The 19,340-nt window shown below is 42.3% G+C and carries 16 protein-coding genes and 1 riboswitch; of the genes, 10 read left to right on the forward strand and 6 right to left on the reverse strand.

From position 1 onward, the window contains the following. The 5 genes from HA044_RS05840 to HA044_RS05860 all read right to left on the reverse strand — a co-directional run bounded on the left by HA044_RS05840 (position 1) and on the right by HA044_RS05860 (position 6,385). Positions 1 to 1,386, reverse strand: a complete 1,386-nt coding sequence (locus tag HA044_RS05840; protein ID WP_187540085.1) for an ATP-binding cassette domain-containing protein — start codon at positions 1,384 to 1,386, stop codon at positions 1 to 3. Then, positions 1,387 to 1,947 (reverse strand): ECF transporter S component, encoded by a 561-nt coding sequence (locus HA044_RS05845; protein WP_049486253.1) that lies wholly within the window; start codon positions 1,945 to 1,947, stop codon positions 1,387 to 1,389. Between the two features lie 151 nt (positions 1,948 to 2,098). Beyond that, a riboswitch (TPP riboswitch) is annotated at positions 2,099 to 2,187 on the reverse strand. 190 nt (positions 2,188 to 2,377) lie between these two features. Further along, positions 2,378 to 3,514, reverse strand: coding sequence for an L-lactate oxidase (lctO, locus tag HA044_RS05850; protein WP_187540087.1), 1,137 nt, complete (start codon positions 3,512 to 3,514; stop codon positions 2,378 to 2,380). A 470-nt stretch (positions 3,515 to 3,984) separates the two neighbouring features. Further along, positions 3,985 to 4,950 (reverse strand): LacI family DNA-binding transcriptional regulator, encoded by a 966-nt coding sequence (locus HA044_RS05855; RefSeq protein WP_187540097.1) that lies wholly within the window; start codon positions 4,948 to 4,950, stop codon positions 3,985 to 3,987. Continuing rightward, positions 4,931 to 6,385: a sucrose-6-phosphate hydrolase gene (locus tag HA044_RS05860; protein ID WP_187540099.1), complete on the reverse strand. Its 1,455-nt coding sequence runs from the start codon at positions 6,383 to 6,385 to the stop codon at positions 4,931 to 4,933. The genes HA044_RS05855 and HA044_RS05860 overlap by 20 nt, the downstream gene beginning before the upstream one ends. 376 nt (positions 6,386 to 6,761) lie before the next feature. Between HA044_RS05860 and HA044_RS05865 the strand changes: the two genes are divergently transcribed. The 8 genes from HA044_RS05865 (at position 6,762) to HA044_RS05900 (ending at position 16,170) form a co-directional block, all read left to right on the forward strand. Next, positions 6,762 to 8,702 carry a sucrose-specific PTS transporter subunit IIBC gene (locus tag HA044_RS05865; RefSeq protein ID WP_187540101.1) on the forward strand — a complete coding sequence of 647 codons (1,941 nt, stop codon included), beginning with the start codon at positions 6,762 to 6,764 and terminating at the stop codon, positions 8,700 to 8,702. Positions 8,703 to 8,858: 156 nt separating this feature from the next. Beyond that, positions 8,859 to 9,758, forward strand: coding sequence for a fructokinase ScrK (gene scrK, locus HA044_RS05870; RefSeq protein ID WP_187540103.1), 900 nt, complete (start codon positions 8,859 to 8,861; stop codon positions 9,756 to 9,758). A gap of 95 nt (positions 9,759 to 9,853) precedes the next feature. After that, positions 9,854 to 10,264, forward strand: coding sequence for a peptide deformylase (locus HA044_RS05875; protein WP_187540105.1), 411 nt, complete (start codon positions 9,854 to 9,856; stop codon positions 10,262 to 10,264). Positions 10,265 to 10,551: 287 nt separating this feature from the next. Beyond that, positions 10,552 to 10,998 carry a MarR family winged helix-turn-helix transcriptional regulator gene (locus tag HA044_RS05880; RefSeq protein WP_187540107.1) on the forward strand — a complete coding sequence of 149 codons (447 nt, stop codon included), beginning with the start codon at positions 10,552 to 10,554 and terminating at the stop codon, positions 10,996 to 10,998. Further along, a complete protein-coding gene (locus tag HA044_RS05885) occupies positions 10,995 to 12,797 on the forward strand; it encodes an ABC transporter ATP-binding protein (protein ID WP_187540109.1) in 1,803 nt (600 codons plus the stop codon). The genes HA044_RS05880 and HA044_RS05885 overlap by 4 nt, the downstream gene beginning before the upstream one ends. Then, positions 12,790 to 14,550 carry an ABC transporter ATP-binding protein gene (locus HA044_RS05890; RefSeq protein ID WP_187540112.1) on the forward strand — a complete coding sequence of 587 codons (1,761 nt, stop codon included), beginning with the start codon at positions 12,790 to 12,792 and terminating at the stop codon, positions 14,548 to 14,550. Before HA044_RS05885 ends, HA044_RS05890 begins: the two co-directional genes overlap by 8 nt. A gap of 394 nt (positions 14,551 to 14,944) precedes the next feature. After that, positions 14,945 to 15,460, forward strand: a complete 516-nt coding sequence (locus HA044_RS05895; protein WP_187540114.1) for a phosphatase PAP2 family protein — start codon at positions 14,945 to 14,947, stop codon at positions 15,458 to 15,460. Between the two features lie 83 nt (positions 15,461 to 15,543). Further along, complete coding sequence (locus tag HA044_RS05900) at positions 15,544 to 16,170, forward strand: GNAT family N-acetyltransferase (protein WP_187540116.1); 627 nt, start codon at positions 15,544 to 15,546, stop codon at positions 16,168 to 16,170. Positions 16,171 to 16,206: 36 nt separating this feature from the next. Here HA044_RS05900 and queG read toward each other — a convergent pair whose 3' ends face one another. Next, positions 16,207 to 17,331: a tRNA epoxyqueuosine(34) reductase QueG gene (gene queG, locus HA044_RS05905; RefSeq protein WP_187540117.1), complete on the reverse strand. Its 1,125-nt coding sequence runs from the start codon at positions 17,329 to 17,331 to the stop codon at positions 16,207 to 16,209. Positions 17,332 to 17,445: 114 nt separating this feature from the next. Between queG and manA the strand changes: the two genes are divergently transcribed. Both manA and HA044_RS05915 read left to right on the forward strand, forming a co-directional pair. Then, a complete protein-coding gene (manA, locus tag HA044_RS05910) occupies positions 17,446 to 18,390 on the forward strand; it encodes a mannose-6-phosphate isomerase, class I (protein WP_187540119.1) in 945 nt (314 codons plus the stop codon). Between the two features lie 127 nt (positions 18,391 to 18,517). After that, positions 18,518 to 19,258, forward strand: coding sequence for a MerR family transcriptional regulator (locus HA044_RS05915; RefSeq protein ID WP_187540122.1), 741 nt, complete (start codon positions 18,518 to 18,520; stop codon positions 19,256 to 19,258). The last annotated feature ends 82 nt before the right edge of the window (positions 19,259 to 19,340 follow it).

The following is a 19,340-nucleotide window of genomic DNA, read 5'->3' on the forward strand; positions in this document are numbered from 1 at the left end:
CTATCTCACCTCCGTTTTATCTTCTATACCACGAGATCTTAGTGGCCTTGTGATAGAAACTTCTTTAAGATATTTTAACCCTGTAGATGTCATTTCAATCCAGTAATCAACTAGTGACACAAGCGGATCTAAACGATGGGAAATAATTAAAAAGCTACGTCCTTTTTGACACTCCTCCCTTATCCACCTACAAACATAATCGCAAGCCCTATCATCTAAACCTGCAAACGGTTCATCTAATAAGACAACAGTGGCTTGATTTGTCATGATCGTTAATAATTGAACCATCTTTTGTTGTCCTCCACTTAACTGATAGGGACTCTTATCTAAGGAATTCTCCAAATCAAACAATTGCAGGACTTCCTTGACTCTTTTGTCGTTCTCATTATCTAGGTCATCTAACTGAAGTTCTTTCTTGAGACTGGCTCTGATAAACTGCTTATCCGCCTCTTGTACCACATATGTTATATCATCATATAGACTTTTTTTCTTTTTTAATAGCCTATTCTTCCAACGAATCTTCCCTTTATACTTCTGAAATTGGAGAATGGAACGAAAGAGGGTTGATTTCCCAACACCATTATCCCCTAGGATACAGGAAACCCCTTCATAAAATGTAAAATCAGTAATGGAAAAGAGAGGAGAATCATTTAGGATACAGGTCATTTGTTTCAGATGGAAAAGATCCTGACAATTGCCGACTTCCTTTGAAAAAACTTCTCTAGTTTCAGAGGAAGGGATTTTGAATATTTTTTTGACTTCGTCATTTCTTAGTTCAACCATATGGTCGATATAGGCTTCGTAGTCAGACAAATCATGATCACAGAGGATAATCGTCTTACCTGCTTCAACCAGTTCCTTCAAAATCCCTAGTATCTCAAGCCGACTTTTACGATCAATTGATGCAAAGGGTTCGTCTAAAAGATAGACACTAGGATTCATGGCAAAGAGTACTGCTAGGGCCGCTTTTTGTTTTTCTCCACCTGACAATTGGTGAATCGGACGGTGGAGAATTTTTTGGCTTCTACATTTCTCCACAACTTCCGCTATTTTAGATTCAATTTCCTGAATTGGATAAGCAATATTTTCTAAGGAAAAGACCAATTCCTCAAACAAGGTCTCCATGGTAAATTGATGGTTGGGGTTTTGAAATAGGATACCGACCAATTGGACACGTTCAGCTACAGAAAGTTGTCTCATGTCAATTCCATCGATAAGGATCTGACCACTATATGGCACTGGACTGAGTTGGGCAATAATTTGAAAAAGGGTTGATTTACCCGAACCGCTTTTTCCAACCAATAAAGTAAAGGCTTGGGATTGAAATGTAAAGTCAATCGGCTTTGTGAAAGAGGGATAGACAATCCCCTTTAATTCCACCCCCATCTATACTTCACTCCCAGCAGAAAACTGATGGTAAAGTTTGACCGTAGTCCGAACTAGAATCGCACAGAAGAAAAATACTGATGCAAAACGTACCAAAAGCAAGGATAGTACGAAAGGAAGAGAAAAGGCATAGTAACCTAATTTAATGTATTCATAGACAAAGCTAAAGAGTGTAATTCCAATACTATTAGCGGTCAGTGAAAGCCAACTTTCATAACGATTCTTGGTGATAAGAAAGCCGAATTCACTTCCTAACCCTTGAACCAAACCGGATAATAGAGCTCCTAAACCGAATTGACTACCGTAAAGGACTTCAGCAAGGGCAGCTAAAACTTCTCCAATAGTTGCACTACCGATTCTTGGGATGAAAATAGCCGTAATAGGTGCAGCCATACACCAAAGACCAAATAATATTTCGTTGGCAAAAGCCTGTAAACCTAGAGGTGTTAAGCCAATAGTCAAAATATTATATAGATATCCTGAACCTACAAAAACGCCACCAAAAAAGATAGACAAGAAAGCAAGTAAGATAACATCTTTTAAACGCCATTTTTTAAACATAAAAACTCCTTTTTAAGACAGTCGGGCATTTAAGAAAGACGTACCACAATACTCTACATCTAGTCTATCTGGTAAAAATTAAAAAACTCCAATTACAATCAAGAATTAGAGTTTTGCTTATAAGATTAGACAGTTCTTTTCGACACACGAAAAAAACCTTTTCACATTTCCCTTCGCCAGTATTAACTGTAGCAGGTTCAATGGGTATCATCTCAGCCTAAAGCACCCCAAATGTCTTTATAATATTATTTACTCATCAGTATAACAGAAAATGAAATCTCTAGCAAGATATTTGTTAAAAAATGTATTTATAAAGTTTATGATACCATTTTCCGTGTACACCCTGTTTGCACTCTCTAAAACAAATAGAGAGTGGGACAAGGAACGATTTTTAGTCAATATTCGTTCTGTCCCACTTCCTGTTTTCTTATTAATACAATTTCAGATCACGAGGATCTACTGGGAAAGTTGGATTGTATGGATTGTGACGAAGTTTGAAGTGTTTCACATCGTCAATCGTCTGAGTTCCAGATAGTTGCATCACGGTCTTCAATTCTGCATTCAAGTGTTCAAAGACTTGGCGTACACCTACGCTACCACCTAGAGCTAAGCCATAAATAACGGGGCGTCCAATAGCTACCAAGTCTGCTCCTGAAGCCAAGGCTTTAAAGACATGTTGCCCACGACGAATACCAGAGTCAAAGACAATCGGTACACGTTTGTCAACTGCTTCAGCAACTTCTTGAAGTGAGTCAAAGGCAGCTGGGCCACCATCGATTTGACGTCCACCGTGGTTGGTTACCCAGATACCAGATGCACCTGCAGCAAGAGAACGTTCAACATCTTCACGGCATTGAGGACCTTTAACGTAAACAGGTAAGCCTGAGTATTCAGCGATGAATTCTACATCTCGTGGAGACAGGCGTTGTTTAGCTGATTTGTAGACAAAGTCCATTGACTTACCAGCACCTTCAGGTAGGTATTCTTCTACGATTGGCATCCCAACTGGGAAGACAAAGCCGTTTCGTTTATCAACCTCACGATTCCCCCCAACAGTCGCATCTGCTGTTAAGACGATCGCTTTATAGCCTTCTGCCTTCACGCGATCCATAATGTGGCGGTTAATCCCATCATCTTTACTAAAGTAGAACTGGAACCAATGAGGAGTCCCTTGAAGGGCTTGCGTAATTTCTGGAAGATCAACTGTAGAGTAGGAGCTTGTAGTATAGAGGGAACCAAACTCATGTACACCACGAGCAGTAGCCACTTCCCCTTGTTCATTGGCTAATTTATGAGCTGCAACTGGAGCCATAATGATGGGTGAAGATAGCTTTTCACCTGCAAATTCAATCTTTGTACTTGGATTTTCCACATCACAAAGCGTATGAGGGACAATCAGCTTATGGTTAAAAGCTCGGATGTTTTCACGCAATGTAAAGGTATCTTCTGCTCCGCTAGCGATATAGCCAAAAGCAGCTTTTGGAATGACTTGTTGAGCCATAGGCTCCAAATCATAAGTGTTAATAAAATCTACAGGTCCTTCTGCATTGCTTGTTTTATATGGCATAAAATGTCCTCCTTCATAAGTAAGCGGTTACTCTTTTCTTACCCACCTATCTTAACTTATTTGCAAACGATTTTCAAAAAATTTGTCTGTCATTTTCAATCTAAACATAGATTATGAAATAAAAGAATGACATATGTTCCAAAAGAAAGTGCAGGTTAACACTGATCCATTACACAAAATAGAGAGTGGGACAGAAATCGGTCATTCGTTAGAATTCGATTTCGTCGTCCCACCTCCGCACAGTTGTGTAGGGCTGTAAAAGCTGATGAAATCAGCCTAGTAGAGCCCACTCAACCACTGCGTCTTGCTCGACACTCCAAAAACAAGAAGAGACTAGGACTTTTGTCCCAGCCTCATTTTCCTAAAAATTGTATCAATCTTAATTTGAAAATTTACGATGAAAAATAAAAGACTGGGCAAACGCGTGTCCAGCCTTTGAAAATTGTGAGAAGGAACTATATAGCAAGGGATTAGATGCTGTTGCCGGAATGAAGACTAACCGGCAAGAAATAGCCTGTCGTTGCAACGGTTTGGCCGTCGATTTTTTGAAGCAAGAGGTCTACTGTCAAGACTGCGATCTCTTTGATCGGTTGTTGGATGGTTGTAAGCTCTGGAATATAGGTTTGGACGAACTGGGTGCCATCATAACCAATCACTTTAAGTTGTTGAGGAACTGGAATTTCCAGCTCTTTTGCAACTTTCATGATCAAAATAGCTGTCAAATCATCCGAAGCAAAAATGGCATCGGGTTTTTGCTGGCTTAGAATCTGTTTGATTTCCATTTCCTTGCGAATGGGTGAAAAATCACTGGAAACATTGATGATAGAAGCATTTGGCAAGACTGAAGCAAAACCGGCATGGCGAAGACCTGTTGGGGAGTTGGAATTGTCATTTCCTGTGATCATGATGATGTTTTGAGCCCCGGTCTTGACGAGGGTTTCAGCTGCGAGGATCCCTCCAGCATAGTTGTCTGAGGATACGACTGGAATCTCAGGAGAAAGGTTACGGTCAAAGGCAATGATCGGAGCCGTTACACGATTGTAATCCTCAATTCCAAGATTGTGACTTCCTGAAATGATACCATCCACCTGGTTGGCCTCCAACATCTCAATATATTCCCGTTCTTTTTCGGAATCATGCTCACTATTACAAATAATGGTCTTGTAGCCATGCTTGAAGAGTTGGTGTTCTAGGTGATCAATCAACTCCGCATAGAAAACATTGCTGATATTGGGAAAGATCAAACCAACTAATTTGGCTGATTTTCCTTGCAGGCTACGAGCAACTGTATTGGGCTTGTAGCCCAACTCTCGCATGGCATCTTGGACCTTTTGGATGGTCTTTTCAGACAGGTAGCCTTTTTTATTGATGACCCGAGAAACAGTTGTCGGGCTGACGCCAGCAAGTTTGGCGACATCAGTTAGCTTTGCGACCATAATCAAGTTCGTAGTAGCTTCCAGTAGGGTTTCCAGCTTTGATCAAGATACCAGTTTGATCTGCGTGTGGGTAGACCCGACCAGAAAATACTTTTTCTCCTTTGTTGATAAAGATTTCAAAAATCGAATTGTCGATAAAAATAGTAGCAGTTGTGGCTTGGTTATCGATTGGGCAGCTACGGCTGGTTCCAAATTCTTGAGCAAATTGCTCACCTGCTTGGCTACGGTCCACTGTGACCAATCCATTTGCAAGGTCAAATGAGAGAGCTAACCCTTTCCCTTCTTGATCGGCGAAGAGGACGATTTCATTTTGGCTATCTTTTTCAAACTGCAGTTCCAGTTCATAGCAGTTTTGGGTTTGTGCCTTGTTGGCAAATGACTCACGCTCAGCGCGCAGGTCTTTGATGGCTTCAACTGGGTATTGGTAGAGCTTTCCGTCTTTGATGGTTAATTCTTTGACTAGTGAAAGAGCTCCTTGATAGTCATAGGAATCCGTTGGATAAGAAATATCAGGAAGAGCTAGCCAGCTGACAACATAGGCACGTCCATCTGGAGCGTTGAATCCTTGTGTAGCATAGGCTTCAAAACCATAGTCTAGGTTGTGCAATTCAGATACATCAACCAGCTTGGCTTGTTCTGGATCAAAACTCTCCCCGATCTTGTACATGTTTGGATAGATGTTATCGTAATCGAGGACCGATTTATCCAATCCTTGTGGACAATAAAGAAGGACAGATTGGTCTCCAACAAAGACAAGGTTAGGACATTCCATCATATAAGCTGTCCGGTCATTTGCAAAATCCAAGTCACCGACTTCAACCCAGTTGGTGTAGTCGTTATCGATAGCCTTGTAAAGACGAATGAATCCTTTCTTCTCAAGGTCTTGGCCCCCAACGATAGCGTAGTATTGGCCTTTGAAATTAAAAATCTGTGGATCGCGGAAGTGATCGGTCGAATCAGCCGGTTGGTCAATCAAGATTTGATCAATTTTTTCAATCTTTCCATCCTTATCCATCAACGCTCCGACTTGGTAGGGATGGCGAACCCATTCTGCATCACGAACATTTCCAGTATAGAATAAGAATAGTTTATCACCAAACTGCATGGCAGATCCGGAATAAGCTCCGTGGCTATCGAGTCTTGTATCTGGAAGAAGCGTTACACCGGTTTCTTTAAAATGAACCAAGTCTTCACTTTCTGTTTGAACCCATGACTTTAACCCATGGGCTGCCCCAAATGGGAAGTTTTGGTAAAACAAAATCCACTTTCCATCAAAGTAAGAAAAACCGTTTGGGTCATTTAGGAGACCGGACTTTGGCTCTACATGATAGTGTGTATGCCAAGGAGATGTAGCCATATTCTTAGAGACAGCTTGCTTTTCTTCTTCTGTCCAGTCTTCATAGCGTCGATAACGACGTTCCGTTGTCCATTCCATTTCGTTCCTCCGAATTTTTTCTTACCTCCATAGTACCGATTTCTAATCAAAAAAGCAAGCGATAAATGAAAAAAAACAGCAAAAATGTCAAACGTTTGACAGCTCTTTTTAAACTTTTTTAAATTAGGAGAAATTGAAAATAAATGAAAAAATGAAAATTTTTGAAAAGAACGATGCCTTTAAAACAAGGGAAAACAAGAATTTTAAGGGGGTTTCAACTTTGTAAGTTTTTCAGTATCCTAAAAGGGAACAAAAATGGCAAAAAAGTTATAAAAAAAATCTGCAAAACGGTTGACATATTCCAAATACATGGTACAATAAAAAGCGTAGAGACGGTTGAACCGTTTACATTACAAAAAATAAGGAGATTTACTTTATGGATTACAATAAAGTAGCCAAAGAGGTTATCGCAGCAGTCGGTAAAGATAACCTCATTGCGGCAGCACACTGTGCGACTCGTTTACGTTTGGTACTGAAAGACGATAGCAAAATTGATCAAGCTGCACTGGATAACAATGCAGATGTCAAAGGAACTTTTAAATCAGATGGTCAATACCAAGTCATCATCGGACCTGGTGACGTAAACTTTGTTTATGAAGAATTGATCAAAGCAACTGGTTTGAAAGAAGTATCAACGGATGATTTAAAACAAATCGCCGCAAAAGATAAGAAATTCAACCCATTGATGGCCTTGATCAAACTCTTGTCTGATATTTTCGTTCCGATCATTCCTGCCTTGGTTGCAGGCGGTCTTTTGATGGCTCTTCGAAACTTTTTGACTTCAGCTGGTTTGTTTGGACCAAAATCATTGGAAGAAATGTACCCAGCTATCAAGGGTCTTTCAGCAATGATCCAATTGATGTCAGCTGCGCCATTTATGTTCTTGCCAATTTTGGTTGGTATTTCTGCAGCGAAGCGCTTTGGAGCTAACATCTTCTTGGGTGCTGCGATTGGTATGATCATGACGACCCCAGATCTTGGTGGTGCCACTAAATTTTGGGATATTTTTGGCTTAGCTGTCAAGCAAACAAACTACGCCTACCAAGTTATTCCTGTCCTAGCGGCAATTTGGATTTTGGCACATTTGGAAAAATTCTTCCACAAGAAATTGCCATCAGCAGTTGACTTCACCTTTACTCCGTTGCTTTCTGTGATGATTACTGGATTCCTTACCTTTACGGTTGTTGGGCCAGTGATGCTTTTGGTGTCAAACGGAATCACTGATGCGATTGTATGGTTGTATAATACAACAAGCTTTATCGGTATGACGGTCTTTGGTGGAACCTACTCATTGATCGTTATGACAGGCCTTCACCAATCATTCCCAGCCATTGAAACACAATTGCTTTCAGCATGGCGAAATGGTAGTGGACATGGCGATTTCATCTTTGTCGTAGCATCAATGGCTAACGTAGCGCAAGGTGCTGCAACATTTGCTATCTTGTTCTTGACGAAGAGTGAAAAAACAAAAGGTCTTGCATCATCTGCAGGGGTATCAGCCCTTCTTGGTATTACAGAGCCAGCCCTCTTTGGGGTTAACTTGAAATACAAATTCCCATTCTTCTGTGCCCTTATTGGTTCAGCTGTGGGGGCCCTCTTTGCGGGTCTTCTCCAAGTAGTTGCTGTTTCACTCGGATCAGCAGGTTTCCTTGGATTCCTTTCAATCAATGCAACGTCAATCCCATTCTATCTCTTGTGTGAAGTGATTGCCTTTGCGGTAGCCTTTGCATTGACTTACTTCTATGGTAAAACAAAAGCAGCAGCTGTGTTTGCAGCAGAAGGAACTGTAGTAGCAGAAACTTCTGAAGAAGCAGAAGCAAAAGAAGTTCTAGCAACTTCTGAAAATGTAGAAACAACACTTTCTGATGAAACAATTATCTCTCCTATCGTTGGGACTGCTGTGGAACTTTCAAGAGTAGATGATCCTGTCTTTTCAAGTGGAGCGATGGGGCAAGGAATTGCCATCAAACCTTCTGAAGGAGTCGTTTATGCTCCGGCAGATGCGGAAGTTACGATTGCTTTTGCAACTGGTCACGCCTACGGCTTGAAGACGGCCAATGGAGCTGAAATCTTGATCCACGTCGGAATTGATACCGTATCAATGAATGGTGAAGGATTTGACCAAAAAGTTGCTCAAGGCGATAAAGTCAAAGCTGGCGATGTTCTTGGAACATTTGATTCTGAAAAAATTGCAGCAGCAGGTCTTCAAGACACTACTATGGTGATTGTGACCAACACTGCTGACTTCGCATCGGTAACTCCAGTAGCAACTGGAACTGTTGCTAAAGGGGATGCGATTATCGAAGTGAAAGCTTAATAGGATTTAGAATAACTCAAGGACTGGTCCAATCTTCTCCAGTCCTTGAATTTTAGCCGTCTAAGCAGGAAGTTTTTCTTAAAAAGAAGAGAAGAAACTGCTAAAAGTATGTTATAATGAGCACAATAAATCTGGAAAGAACAGAAAGGAGACAAGATGACAACATTATACGGAAGTTTGGAAGCTGGTGGGACAAAATTTGTTTGTGCAGTTGGTGATGAAAACTACAATGTGCTTGAAAAAGTGCAATTTCCTACCACAACACCTATCGAAACCTTGGATAAGACGATTGCATTTTTCTCGAAATTTGAAAAATTGGCAGGTCTTGCTGTTGGGTCATTTGGTCCGATTGATATCGATCCAAATTCGAAAACGTATGGGTTCATTACCACGACTCCGAAGCCTCACTGGGCAAATGTGGATCTTGTAGGTGCGCTTCGTCGAGCTTTGAATGTCCCTATTTACTTCACAACGGATGTGAATAGTTCGGCATATGGAGAAGTAGTTGCGCGCAACAATGCGGGTGGAAGGGTTGAAAACCTTGTCTACTACACGATTGGTACAGGAATTGGTGCAGGTGTGATTCAGCGTGGTGAATTCATTGGTGGTACTGGACATCCTGAGATGGGGCATTATTATGTAGCTCAGCACCCGATGGATCAAGAAAAAGGGTTCAAGGGGGTTTGCCCCTTCCATAATGGCTGTTTGGAGGGCTTTGCGGCAGGTCCTAGTCTGGAAGCTCGTACAGGCATTCGTGGGGAAAATATTGAACTCAATAGCAATGTCTGGGATATTCAGGCTTATTATATAGCGCAAGCAGCGGTTCAAGCTACTGTTACCTTCCGACCAGATGTGATCGTTTTTGGGGGTGGTGTGATGGCCCAACAACATATGTTAGACCGTGTTCGTGCGAAATTTACCACTCTTTTAAATGGCTATCTTCCAGTCCCGAATGTAAAAGAATACATTGTGACACCAGCTGTTGCTGGCAATGGGTCTGCGACCTTGGGGAATTTTGTTCTTGCTAAAGAAGTAAGCGAGCAGCTTAAAAAATAAGTAGCAATTGTCTCTTAGAGGCTAGAAACAAGAGCGAGACCGAGACAGATTTGTCTCGGTTTCTTTCGTCTATCTATAAAGAAGAGAGGGAAGGAATGAAAAAGAATATTGTAAAGGATGTCTTATTTTTGGGTCAAAAGTCAGAAGAAGCGACACCTGAGGATCGCACCTTGGCTTTGGATTTGCAGGATACCTTAAATGCTCATCTCCTTGAGTGTGTCGGTTTAGCGGCCAATATGATCGGAGTGAAAAAGCGGGCCATTATCATTCGAATGGGAAATGAAAATCTGGTCATGTTTAATCCTGTTCTCCTTGAAAAGAAAGAGCCTTATCAAACAGAGGAAGGATGTTTATCTCTAGTGGGGAGTCGGCCAACAACTCGTTATGAGGAGACGACAGTGGCCTATCGAGATGTGAATTGGAAAGCAAAAACGATTCATTTGTCAGGTTTTCCAGCCCAGATCTGTCAGCACGAAATGGATCATCTAGAAGGTATTATTATCTAAAAGTGGACAGAGGCTGGGACAAAAGTCCTAGCCTCTTTTTGATGTTGGATTGTCGAGCAAGACGCAGTGGTTGAGTGGGCTCTACTACGCTGATTTCATCAGGTTTTCCAGCCCTACTCAACTGTGCGGAGGTGGGACGACGAAATCGAATTCTAACGAATGACCGATTTCTGTCCCACTCTCTTTTTAGTTCCTATAGAAACTTTTTTCTTGACAGGGATCTTTTTTGTGCTAAAATAGTTCCCATAGTAACTTTAAAGTTCTCTTAAGAACTATTTGGAGGAATGATGGAAAAACCATTACAAGAATTTAAAAAAATCGGTCATCTCATTCATCTCATGGTAGAAAGAGAGGCCAAAAAGCGTGGCCTTGAATTTATTGCAGGACCACAAGGTCAGGTATTGATCTTTTTATCCCATCGTGAGAAAGAGGGAAAAGTGACCTTGATTCGGGATGTTGAGCAGGAACTTCATATCTCAAAATCCGTGACCAGTAACTTGATCAAGCGGATGGAGAAAAATGGCTTTATTTATCTAGATCCGAGTCCAACCGATAAACGGGCCAAGTATGTCTACCTGACAGACAGTGTGAAAGATAAGTTGAATGACATGAAACAATTCTTTGAAGAAGTAGATCGAGATATGATGGCTGGTGTATCAGAAGAAGAATTGACCATCTTTTTCAAAGTCATGCAGCAATTTTATGAGAATATGAAAAAAAGGAGCAAGGAATGATCAATATATTTCGGCGCTTAACGGCCAAAGAATGGGGCATGATTGCCCTTAGTACAGTCTTTATCTGTCTGGCTGTTTGGATGGATTTAAAGACCCCTGAATACCTATCCGATATCACGACTCTCTTAGCAAAGAAGGGGACAAAAGTTTCTGACATCATGGAGCCGGGGAGTAAGATGTTGCTCTTCTCCTTTGGAAGTTTTTTGATGGCGGTTTTTGTGGGCTTTCTAGCTTCACGAGTCGCTGCCAGCTTCACAACACGACTGCGAGGAGAGATTTTCCACCAAGTGATGGATTACTCTGATGCAGAGATCAAGAGATTCTCTGTGCCTTCTCTCTTGACACGGACGACCAATGATTTGACCCAGTTACAAATCATGATTGTCATGGGGATGCAGGTGGTGACGCGTGGCCCCATTATGGCCGTTTGGGCTCTCACAAAGATTTGGGGCAAGAGCAGTGCCTGGACAACTTCTGTTGGGATCGCAGTCTTGATGGTCTTGCTTCTTCTTTCTGTTCTAGTTCTGATTGCCTTTCCTCGTCAGCAAAAAGTGCAAGGCTTGACAGATGCTTTGAATGCGACGACTCGAGAAAGTTTGACAGGGGTGCGGGTGGTTCGCGCATACAATGCGGAAGCTTATCAAAATGAAAAATTCCAAGCTGAAAACAAGGGATTAACCCGTCTCAATCTCTTTGTTTATCGCTTAATGTCCCTGATGAACCCGGTTATGACAGTGGTTTCAAGTGGCTTGACCCTAGCTATCTACTGGATCGGAGCCCACTTGATCAATGATATCGCTATGCCAAAAGATCCTACCAAGATCCTTACTAGTCCAGCTTTAGCGGATCGGACCAAGGTCTTCTCAGATATGATCACCTTCTCCTCTTATGCTATGCAGGTTGTCATTGGCTTCATGATGATGGTGGCCATCTTGATTATCCTTCCACGCGCCTTGGTATCTGCCAAACGGATTAACCAGGTGCTGGCATTGGATCCCACTGTAGACTTCCCAAGTGAGTCAAAAGCAAAAACAGACCAACATGGTACAGTAGAATTTCAAGATGTTTCCTTCCGATACGGACGGACTTCTCGTGCAGTGATTGAACATGTGACCTTCTCGGCTCAGAAGGGACAAACCGTCGCTTTCATCGGATCAACCGGTTCTGGGAAGTCCACTTTGGTCAACTTGATTCCGCGCTTTTACGATGCGACAGAAGGAAAGATCCTTGTGGATGGCCTCAATGTCAAGGCCTATAGCCACCAAGATTTGAACAATAAAGTCGGCTACATTCCACAAAAAGCAGTGCTCTTTAGCGGTACGATTCGCTCCAATATGGAATTTGGAGAAAGTAGTCAAGGAAAATTAGAGGATGAAGCTATCTGGAAAGCCCTTGAATTGGCTCAAGCCAAAGAGTTTGTTGCCGCAAAAGAAAAGGGCTTGGATACAGAAGTGGCGCAAGGAGGAACCAACTTCTCTGGAGGTCAACGGCAACGTTTGGCGATTGCACGCGCTCTGGCACGTAAGCCCAAGATTCTTATCTTTGATGATTCCTTCTCGGCCCTGGATTATAAAACGGATCGTACCCTTCGCCAAGTTTTGAAAGAAGAGCTGGCAGATACGACAAAATTGATCGTCGCCCAACGGATTTCAACTATTATGGATGCGGATTTGATCTTGGTCTTGGATCAAGGGAAGGTCGTCGGTCAAGGGACCCACAAGGAATTGCTTGAGACCAATGAAGTTTACCAAGAAATTGCCTATTCTCAATTGTCTAAGGAGGAGTTGGAACATGCATAAGAAAAAACAAACATCGTCCCTTTGGAGCCGACTTTCTCCTTATTTGAAGGGCTTCCACCTATTTTTTGGAATTGCAATTCTCTTTTCGATCGTATCGAGTGTAATCACGGTTATTGGACCAGATAAATTAAAAGAAATCACGGATGCCATCACAAAAGGGATGGGAGGCGCCATTGATATTGACAAGATCACTTCGATTGCTCTAACCTTAGCCGTCCTTTATGGAGTAGGGGCCTTGGTCTCATACAGCAGTAGTTTTATTATCTCCACCATGATTCAGCGTTTCGCAGAACGCTTGCGCAATGCCATCGCTGAGAAGATCAATCGGGTACCCCTCCAATATTTTGATAGCCATGAACAAGGAGATACCTTGTCTCGTGTGACCAATGACGTGGATTTGATGACCCAATCCTTTAACCAAAGCTTGGTGCAAATGGTTTCTTCCATCGTTTTATTGGTTGGATCGATCTTTATGATGTTTAAGACGGATTGGCATCTTGCCCTGACAGCCATCCTCTCTGTTTTTGGAGGTTTTGGCTTATCTAGTATCATTATGGTCAAGAGCCAGCCTCTCTTTAAGCAACAACAAGCCAACCTTGCTAAAGTTTCAGGCTATGTAGAAGAAATCTATAGTGGCCACAATGTCGTCATTTCCTATAATGGTCGTCATCAAGCCAAAGAGCAATTTGATGCCATCAACCAAGAGTTGTACCATAGCATGTGGAAATCCCAATTCTTCTCTGGGATCATGATGCCCTTGATGCAGTTTGTAGGGAACTTCGGCTATGTTATGGTCTGTATCGTTGGGGCTGTCCTTACTATCAACGGAGACATCACCATCGGGACCATTGTTGCCTTTATGACCTATGTCCGTATCTTTACCCAACCAATTGGTCAAATGGCCCAAGGAATTACCCAATTGCAATCAGCCAGTGCTGCCATCGGGCGGGTCTTTGAATTCTTAGGTGAAGAAGAAATGGAAGACGAATCTCAAAAAACGCGCCAGTTGGGAACACCGAAAGGGCATGTTAGCTTTGAGCATGTGCGCTTTGGCTATTCACCAGATAAGACCATTATTCATGACTTTACCGCTGAAGCAAAACCAGGACAGAAAGTGGCCATTGTTGGTCCGACAGGCGCAGGGAAGACCACCATGGTCAATCTCTTGATGCGTTTTTACGATATTCAAGCTGGTAAAATTGCCATCGATGGTGTGGATACCAAGGCCATGAGCCGCGAAGAAGTTCATGATGCCTTCTCCATGGTCTTACAAGATACCTGGCTCTTTGAAGGCACTATTCGGGAGAATCTTGTTTTCAATCAAACCGATATTTCAGATGAAGCCGTCGAAGCAGCAACGCGAGCGGTTGGGGTCCATCACTTTATCCGGACCTTGCCGAATGGCTATGATACCGTGCTAGATGATTCGGTCACCTTGTCTGTCGGTCAGAAGCAACTCTTGACCATTGCGCGTGCCCTCTTGAAGGATGCTCCACTTCTCATCTTGGATGAAGCAACCTCATCTGTCGATACCCGTACAGAAGAGTTGATTCAAAAAGCCATGGACAAACTTATGGAAGGCCGGACCTCTTTTGTCATTGCCCATCGCTTGTCCACTATCCGCAATGCGGATTTGATTCTCGTGATGAAAGATGGAAATATTATCGAGCAAGGTAACCACCAAGAACTGATGCGCCAAAATGGCTTCTATGCTGATCTCTACAATAGCCAATTCACAGAAGAAGTAGCGTAAAAATAAGATACAAAGCCCGTGAAATGCCAAGTGAAAATAGGGAGTAGGATAGAAGCACTGTTTTATAGGAATGCTTCGTTGTCCTACCCCCACAAGGCTGATTAGGATTCTTCCAAGCTTAAAAAGCGAATGAAGAGTCCAATCAGCTACTGTGTTTTGAAGTTAGTATAGGATCAAGGTTAGCAATTGCTACTGTGGTCCTATTTTTGTATCCAAAAAAGAGTTGGAAAAGACGGTTCTTAGGGTCAAAAAAATGACAAAAAGGGGGAAATAGGAGTTCATTTGGCAATGAAATCGCCCAAAGATTGTGAAAAAATATCACTTGCTTGACAGCTTTTCTTGGAATCACGTATACTAATAGTATGAAAAAAAGATTGGAAGCAGGAGTCTTAAGATGAAGCGAAATTCTCGCGATTACCCTGAATTTTATAACTGGCTCATCCAGCCTTTTATCAAAAAACCGCATCGGATCCAGCTTCTTCGAAGACTCAATCGACTTCTTACGTTTGTGATGCCAGGCGTTTATGGCCTGGTCTTTTGTTGGCTTTTTGCCAAGCAAGTTTCTTTGGAGAAAATGTGGCCTTTTGTTTGGATTCCTGCAACAGGATTTGTCTTGTTTAGTCTCGTTCGCCATTGGATAAACTTTCCAAGACCCTACGAGAAGTGGGAGTTTCAACCCTTATTGGAGAAGCATTCATCGGGCCATTCCTTTCCCAGTCGGCATGTTTTTTCAGCAACCATTATTTCCATGTGCCTTTGTCAATTATCTTTGTCTTTAGGCCTTTGTTCCCTGTTTTTGTCTCTTATGTTAGCCTTTGTTCGAGTCCTTGGAGGGGTTCATTATCCCAAGGATGTTCTGGTGGCGTGGGGACTTGGTATCCTATGGGGAGGACTCTTTTTAGTGGTTTAAATGAACAAAATGGTTCAAATTGTCCTTTGAATAAAGGGGCTTCATCGTGTATACTGAATGAATGACATAGAATAGGAGAAAATATGCAGTATAGAAAAGCAGAAAAAAAGGATTTAGAGGAGATTGTTCAAGTAGCGAGCACAGCCTTTGAAGAATATCTATTTGTAAAAGTCATCAAGGATGTCATGCGAGATCAACATCAATACCCTGATTTTGTAAAGAGTATGATGCGCATCTTGGTCAAAGTTTTTCTCAAGCAACATATTTGCTTGGTAGCTGAAAAAGATGGAGAAATCTACGCGGTCGCCTTGTTGCAAAAGGGTCCAATTCCTTTTCAGGCCTATCTCTTGAATGGTGGCCTTGGCCTGCTCAAGTATATTTCTTTAAAAAATATGTTGGCCTACTTTGCCTTCATGGAGAATACGGATAAAGAATTGGAGAAAAATGCGGATTTTGATTGGTATTTGATGCTTCTAGGTGTTGCGCCCAAACACCAACGCCAAGGGTATGGCAGTCGCTTTATGGCCGAAGGTATCGAACCCTTCTTAAAAAGTGTCAAGGGAGAAACGTTAGCCTTCTATACCAATACCAAAGGCAATGTCTATTTTTACACGAAAAATGGATACAAGGAAGTCTACGAAAGTACCATTCATTTTAACAATGTGAAAATGGGAAGTTGGTATTTCTTGAAGGAAATGAAAAATCACTAAGGTCGAATCCTTAGTGATTTTTCATTGTCCTTGTTCCTAGTCTGGAATGCCAAAGCGTTCAAAAAAGGCTGTGCGTTCGTGGATAATGTCTTGAGAGGGATTTTTAATGTCTAGCAAGAGTTGCACCAGCTCTGGGGTGGCTTCGCGCACCAATTGCCCCAGAGACCAGATGGCCGTAGCAATATGGATCTGATTTTGTGAGGTCTCAATGATCGACAAGAGCTTAGGAATGGCTGAGCGATCATGGGCGTTGGCGAGTGCGATGATGGCATTGCGCTGGAGAATATTTTTCCCTCGCCAACTACCGGCAACACTGCCAAATTTCTCTTTGAACTGGCCATTTGAAAGCTCTAAAAAGGGGATCAATTCAGGATGGGCCAATTCGGGATCAATTTCGGAGGCTAGAGGATTGTCAAGTCCTTTATTGTATGGGCAGCAGATCTGACAGATATCGCAACCGTAGATCACCGTCTTAATTTTTTTACGGAATTCCAGATCCATCATGCCCTTGTCCTGGGTTTGAAAGGATAGGCAGCGCTTTGCATTCATGGAACCATCACCAATTAAACAAGAGGTTGGACAGGCGTCTAAACAACGCCGACAGTCCCCACAGCCATAGTCGACAGGCTGGTCAGGTTCAATCTCAAGATTGGTAATCAGTTCTCCTAAAAACATATAGGAACCATATTCCTTTGAAATAACCAGGCCGTTTTTTCCAATAAAGCCGATCCCTGCACGTTGGGCAACCGCAGTGTCCACCAAGGCTCCGGTATCCACCATCCCCTTGTATTCAAAATTCTGGGTTAAGTCTTCGATTCCAGCTGCTAGGCGATCAAGCTTGTCTTGTAAGACATAATGGTAGTCCAACCCCCAGCTGTTAGGAGTGAATTTTCCTCTTTTATAGGCCGTTTTTGGAGGCTGCTGTTTTAGTTTATGAGGATAGGCCACAGCGATCGAGATAATGGTCTTGGCAGAGGAGAGGCTTAACTTGGGTTTGATGCGTTCTTCGATATTTTTATGCTCAAATCCAGAATTTCGCCCTTCCTCAACGGCAAGGCGTAGTGATTTTTCCAAGTAATCAAAGTCGTCAGCAGTGGTAAATCCAATTTTTGAAATCCCAATTGAATGGGCTAGTTGAATAATTTGTTCTTTCAGTGTCATCGTTTCTATTATACACAAAAATGAGGATCTAGGCGAGTGTGAAAAAGCGGAGAGAGGCTTTTAATCACGCTTATTTTTTTGTATAATAGGAGCAGGAAATTACAGGAGGAGACTATGTCAGAACCATTATTTTTACAGTCCGTGATGCAAGAAAAAATCTGGGGTGGGGCTAAGCTAAGAGATGAGTTTGGCTACGACATTCCAAATGAAAAAATTGGAGAATATTGGGCTATCTCCGCGCACCCAAATGGGGTATCTAAGGTAGCCAATGGCCGATTTGAAGGAACAGACCTAGCTACTTTGTATGCGGAACACCGTGAGGTATTTGGCAACCGTCCAGAGCCTGTATTCCCACTTTTGACAAAAATTTTGGATGCCAATGACTGGCTCAGTGTCCAGGTCCATCCAGATGATGCGTATGGACTAGAGCATGAAGGCGAACTCGGAAAAACAGAGTGCTGGTATGTGATTGCGGCAGATGAAGGTGCTGAGATTATCTATGGTCACAATGCCAAGTCAAAAGAAGAACTCCGTCAGCAAATCGAAGATAAAAACTGGGATACCTTGTTAACCAAAGTACCTGTCAAGGCTGGGGATTTCTTCTATGTACCAAGCGGGACCATGCATGCGATCGGTGCAGGTATCTTGATCCTCGAAACGCAACAGTCTAGCGATACAACCTACCGTGTCTATGACTTTGACCGCAAGGATGATAATGGTAACTTGCGGGAGCTTCACCTTGAAAAGTCCATCGATGTTTTGAACATTGGTGAGCCTGCAAATAGCCGTCCTGTGACAGTCAAAGCAGATGATCTCCGTTCGACTTTACTGGTGTCCAATGATTTCTTCGCTGTTTACAAGTGGGAAATCACAGGAAAAGTGGACTTTGAAAAGACAGCTGACTACAGCTTGTTGAGCGTCTTAGATGGTCAAGGTCAACTCATTGTAGACGGAAAAGATTATCCAATCCAAAAAGGGAGCCATTTTATCTTGCCAAGCGATGTTGAAGCTTGGACTTTGGAAGGGCAAGGTTTAGAATTGATTGTTAGCCATCCATAAAAAGAAAGGCCTTGAGTGAATGCTGTGGAGCGACTCAAGCCTTTTTTCATCTGATATAATTTTTTTTAAAAAAGCCTTGACCCTGCCCTAAGGGGAGGGGTTATACTATCTATGCAAGGAGGAAATCATGTACCATATCAAAGAAGCTGCGCAGCTTTCAGGTGTTTCTGTCAAAACACTACACCACTATGATAAGATAGGACTCTTGGTCCCTTTAAAATCGGAAAATGGCTATCGAATTTACAGTCAAGAGGATTTGGAACGACTCCAGGTCATTCTGTATTATAAATATCTAGGCTTTTCTTTAGAAAAAATAGCAGAGCTGTTAAAGGAAAAAAGGACAGATTTATTGCCCCATTTGGTCAGGCAGTTGGACTATCTGACTCGAGAAAGGCAACATCTGGATACCTTGATTTCTACCTTGCAAAAAACTATCCAAGAACAAAAAGGAGAAAGAAATATGACGATTGAGGAAAAATTCACTGGATTTAGCTATCAAGACAATCAGAAATACCATCAAGAGGCAGTAGACAAGTATGGCCAAGAAGTTATGGACCAAGCGCTTGAACGCCAAAAAGGGCGTGAAGATGAGGTTGCAGCAGCCTTTAATAAAGTCTTTCAAACCTTGGCACAAAATCTTCAAGCTGGTCTACCAGTAGCAGCAAATGAAAACCAAGATCAAGCAGCCAAGCTTTTAGATGCTATTCGAACGTATGGATTTGACTGCTCAATGGAGGTCTTTGGTCATATCGGCAAGGGCTATGTCTATAATCCGGAATTTAAAGAAAACATCGACAAGTTTGGAACTGGAACAGCCCAGTACACATCAGATGTCATCGCCCATTATGTGGCACATCAACCCAAATAAAAAAGTGAGAGTGGGACAGAAATCGGTCATTCGTTAGAATTCGATTTCGTCGTCCCACCTCCGCACAGTTGAGTAGGGCTGT

It is taken from the genome of Streptococcus sp. IMAU 99161, from assembly GCF_014435245.1.
GTDB classification, from domain to species: domain Bacteria; phylum Bacillota; class Bacilli; order Lactobacillales; family Streptococcaceae; genus Streptococcus; species Streptococcus lactarius.

Coding starts and splice junctions, on each gene's coding strand:
- HA044_RS05840 (WP_187540085.1), bottom strand. CDS start 1,386: ATGGGGGTGGAATTAAAGGGGATTGTCTATCCCTCTTTCACAAAGCCG.
- HA044_RS05845 (WP_049486253.1), bottom strand. CDS start 1,947: ATGTTTAAAAAATGGCGTTTAAAAGATGTTATCTTACTTGCTTTCTTG.
- lctO (WP_187540087.1), bottom strand. CDS start 3,514: ATGCCATATAAAACAAGCAATGCAGAAGGACCTGTAGATTTTATTAAC.
- HA044_RS05855 (WP_187540097.1), bottom strand. CDS start 4,950: ATGGTCGCAAAGCTAACTGATGTCGCCAAACTTGCTGGCGTCAGCCCG.
- HA044_RS05860 (WP_187540099.1), bottom strand. CDS start 6,385: ATGGAATGGACAACGGAACGTCGTTATCGACGCTATGAAGACTGGACA.
- HA044_RS05865 (WP_187540101.1), top strand. CDS start 6,762: ATGGATTACAATAAAGTAGCCAAAGAGGTTATCGCAGCAGTCGGTAAA.
- scrK (WP_187540103.1), top strand. CDS start 8,859: ATGACAACATTATACGGAAGTTTGGAAGCTGGTGGGACAAAATTTGTT.
- HA044_RS05875 (WP_187540105.1), top strand. CDS start 9,854: ATGAAAAAGAATATTGTAAAGGATGTCTTATTTTTGGGTCAAAAGTCA.
- HA044_RS05880 (WP_187540107.1), top strand. CDS start 10,552: ATGGAAAAACCATTACAAGAATTTAAAAAAATCGGTCATCTCATTCAT.
- HA044_RS05885 (WP_187540109.1), top strand. CDS start 10,995: ATGATCAATATATTTCGGCGCTTAACGGCCAAAGAATGGGGCATGATT.
- HA044_RS05890 (WP_187540112.1), top strand. CDS start 12,790: ATGCATAAGAAAAAACAAACATCGTCCCTTTGGAGCCGACTTTCTCCT.
- HA044_RS05895 (WP_187540114.1), top strand. CDS start 14,945: ATGAAGCGAAATTCTCGCGATTACCCTGAATTTTATAACTGGCTCATC.
- HA044_RS05900 (WP_187540116.1), top strand. CDS start 15,544: ATGCAGTATAGAAAAGCAGAAAAAAAGGATTTAGAGGAGATTGTTCAA.
- queG (WP_187540117.1), bottom strand. CDS start 17,331: ATGACACTGAAAGAACAAATTATTCAACTAGCCCATTCAATTGGGATT.
- manA (WP_187540119.1), top strand. CDS start 17,446: ATGTCAGAACCATTATTTTTACAGTCCGTGATGCAAGAAAAAATCTGG.
- HA044_RS05915 (WP_187540122.1), top strand. CDS start 18,518: ATGTACCATATCAAAGAAGCTGCGCAGCTTTCAGGTGTTTCTGTCAAA.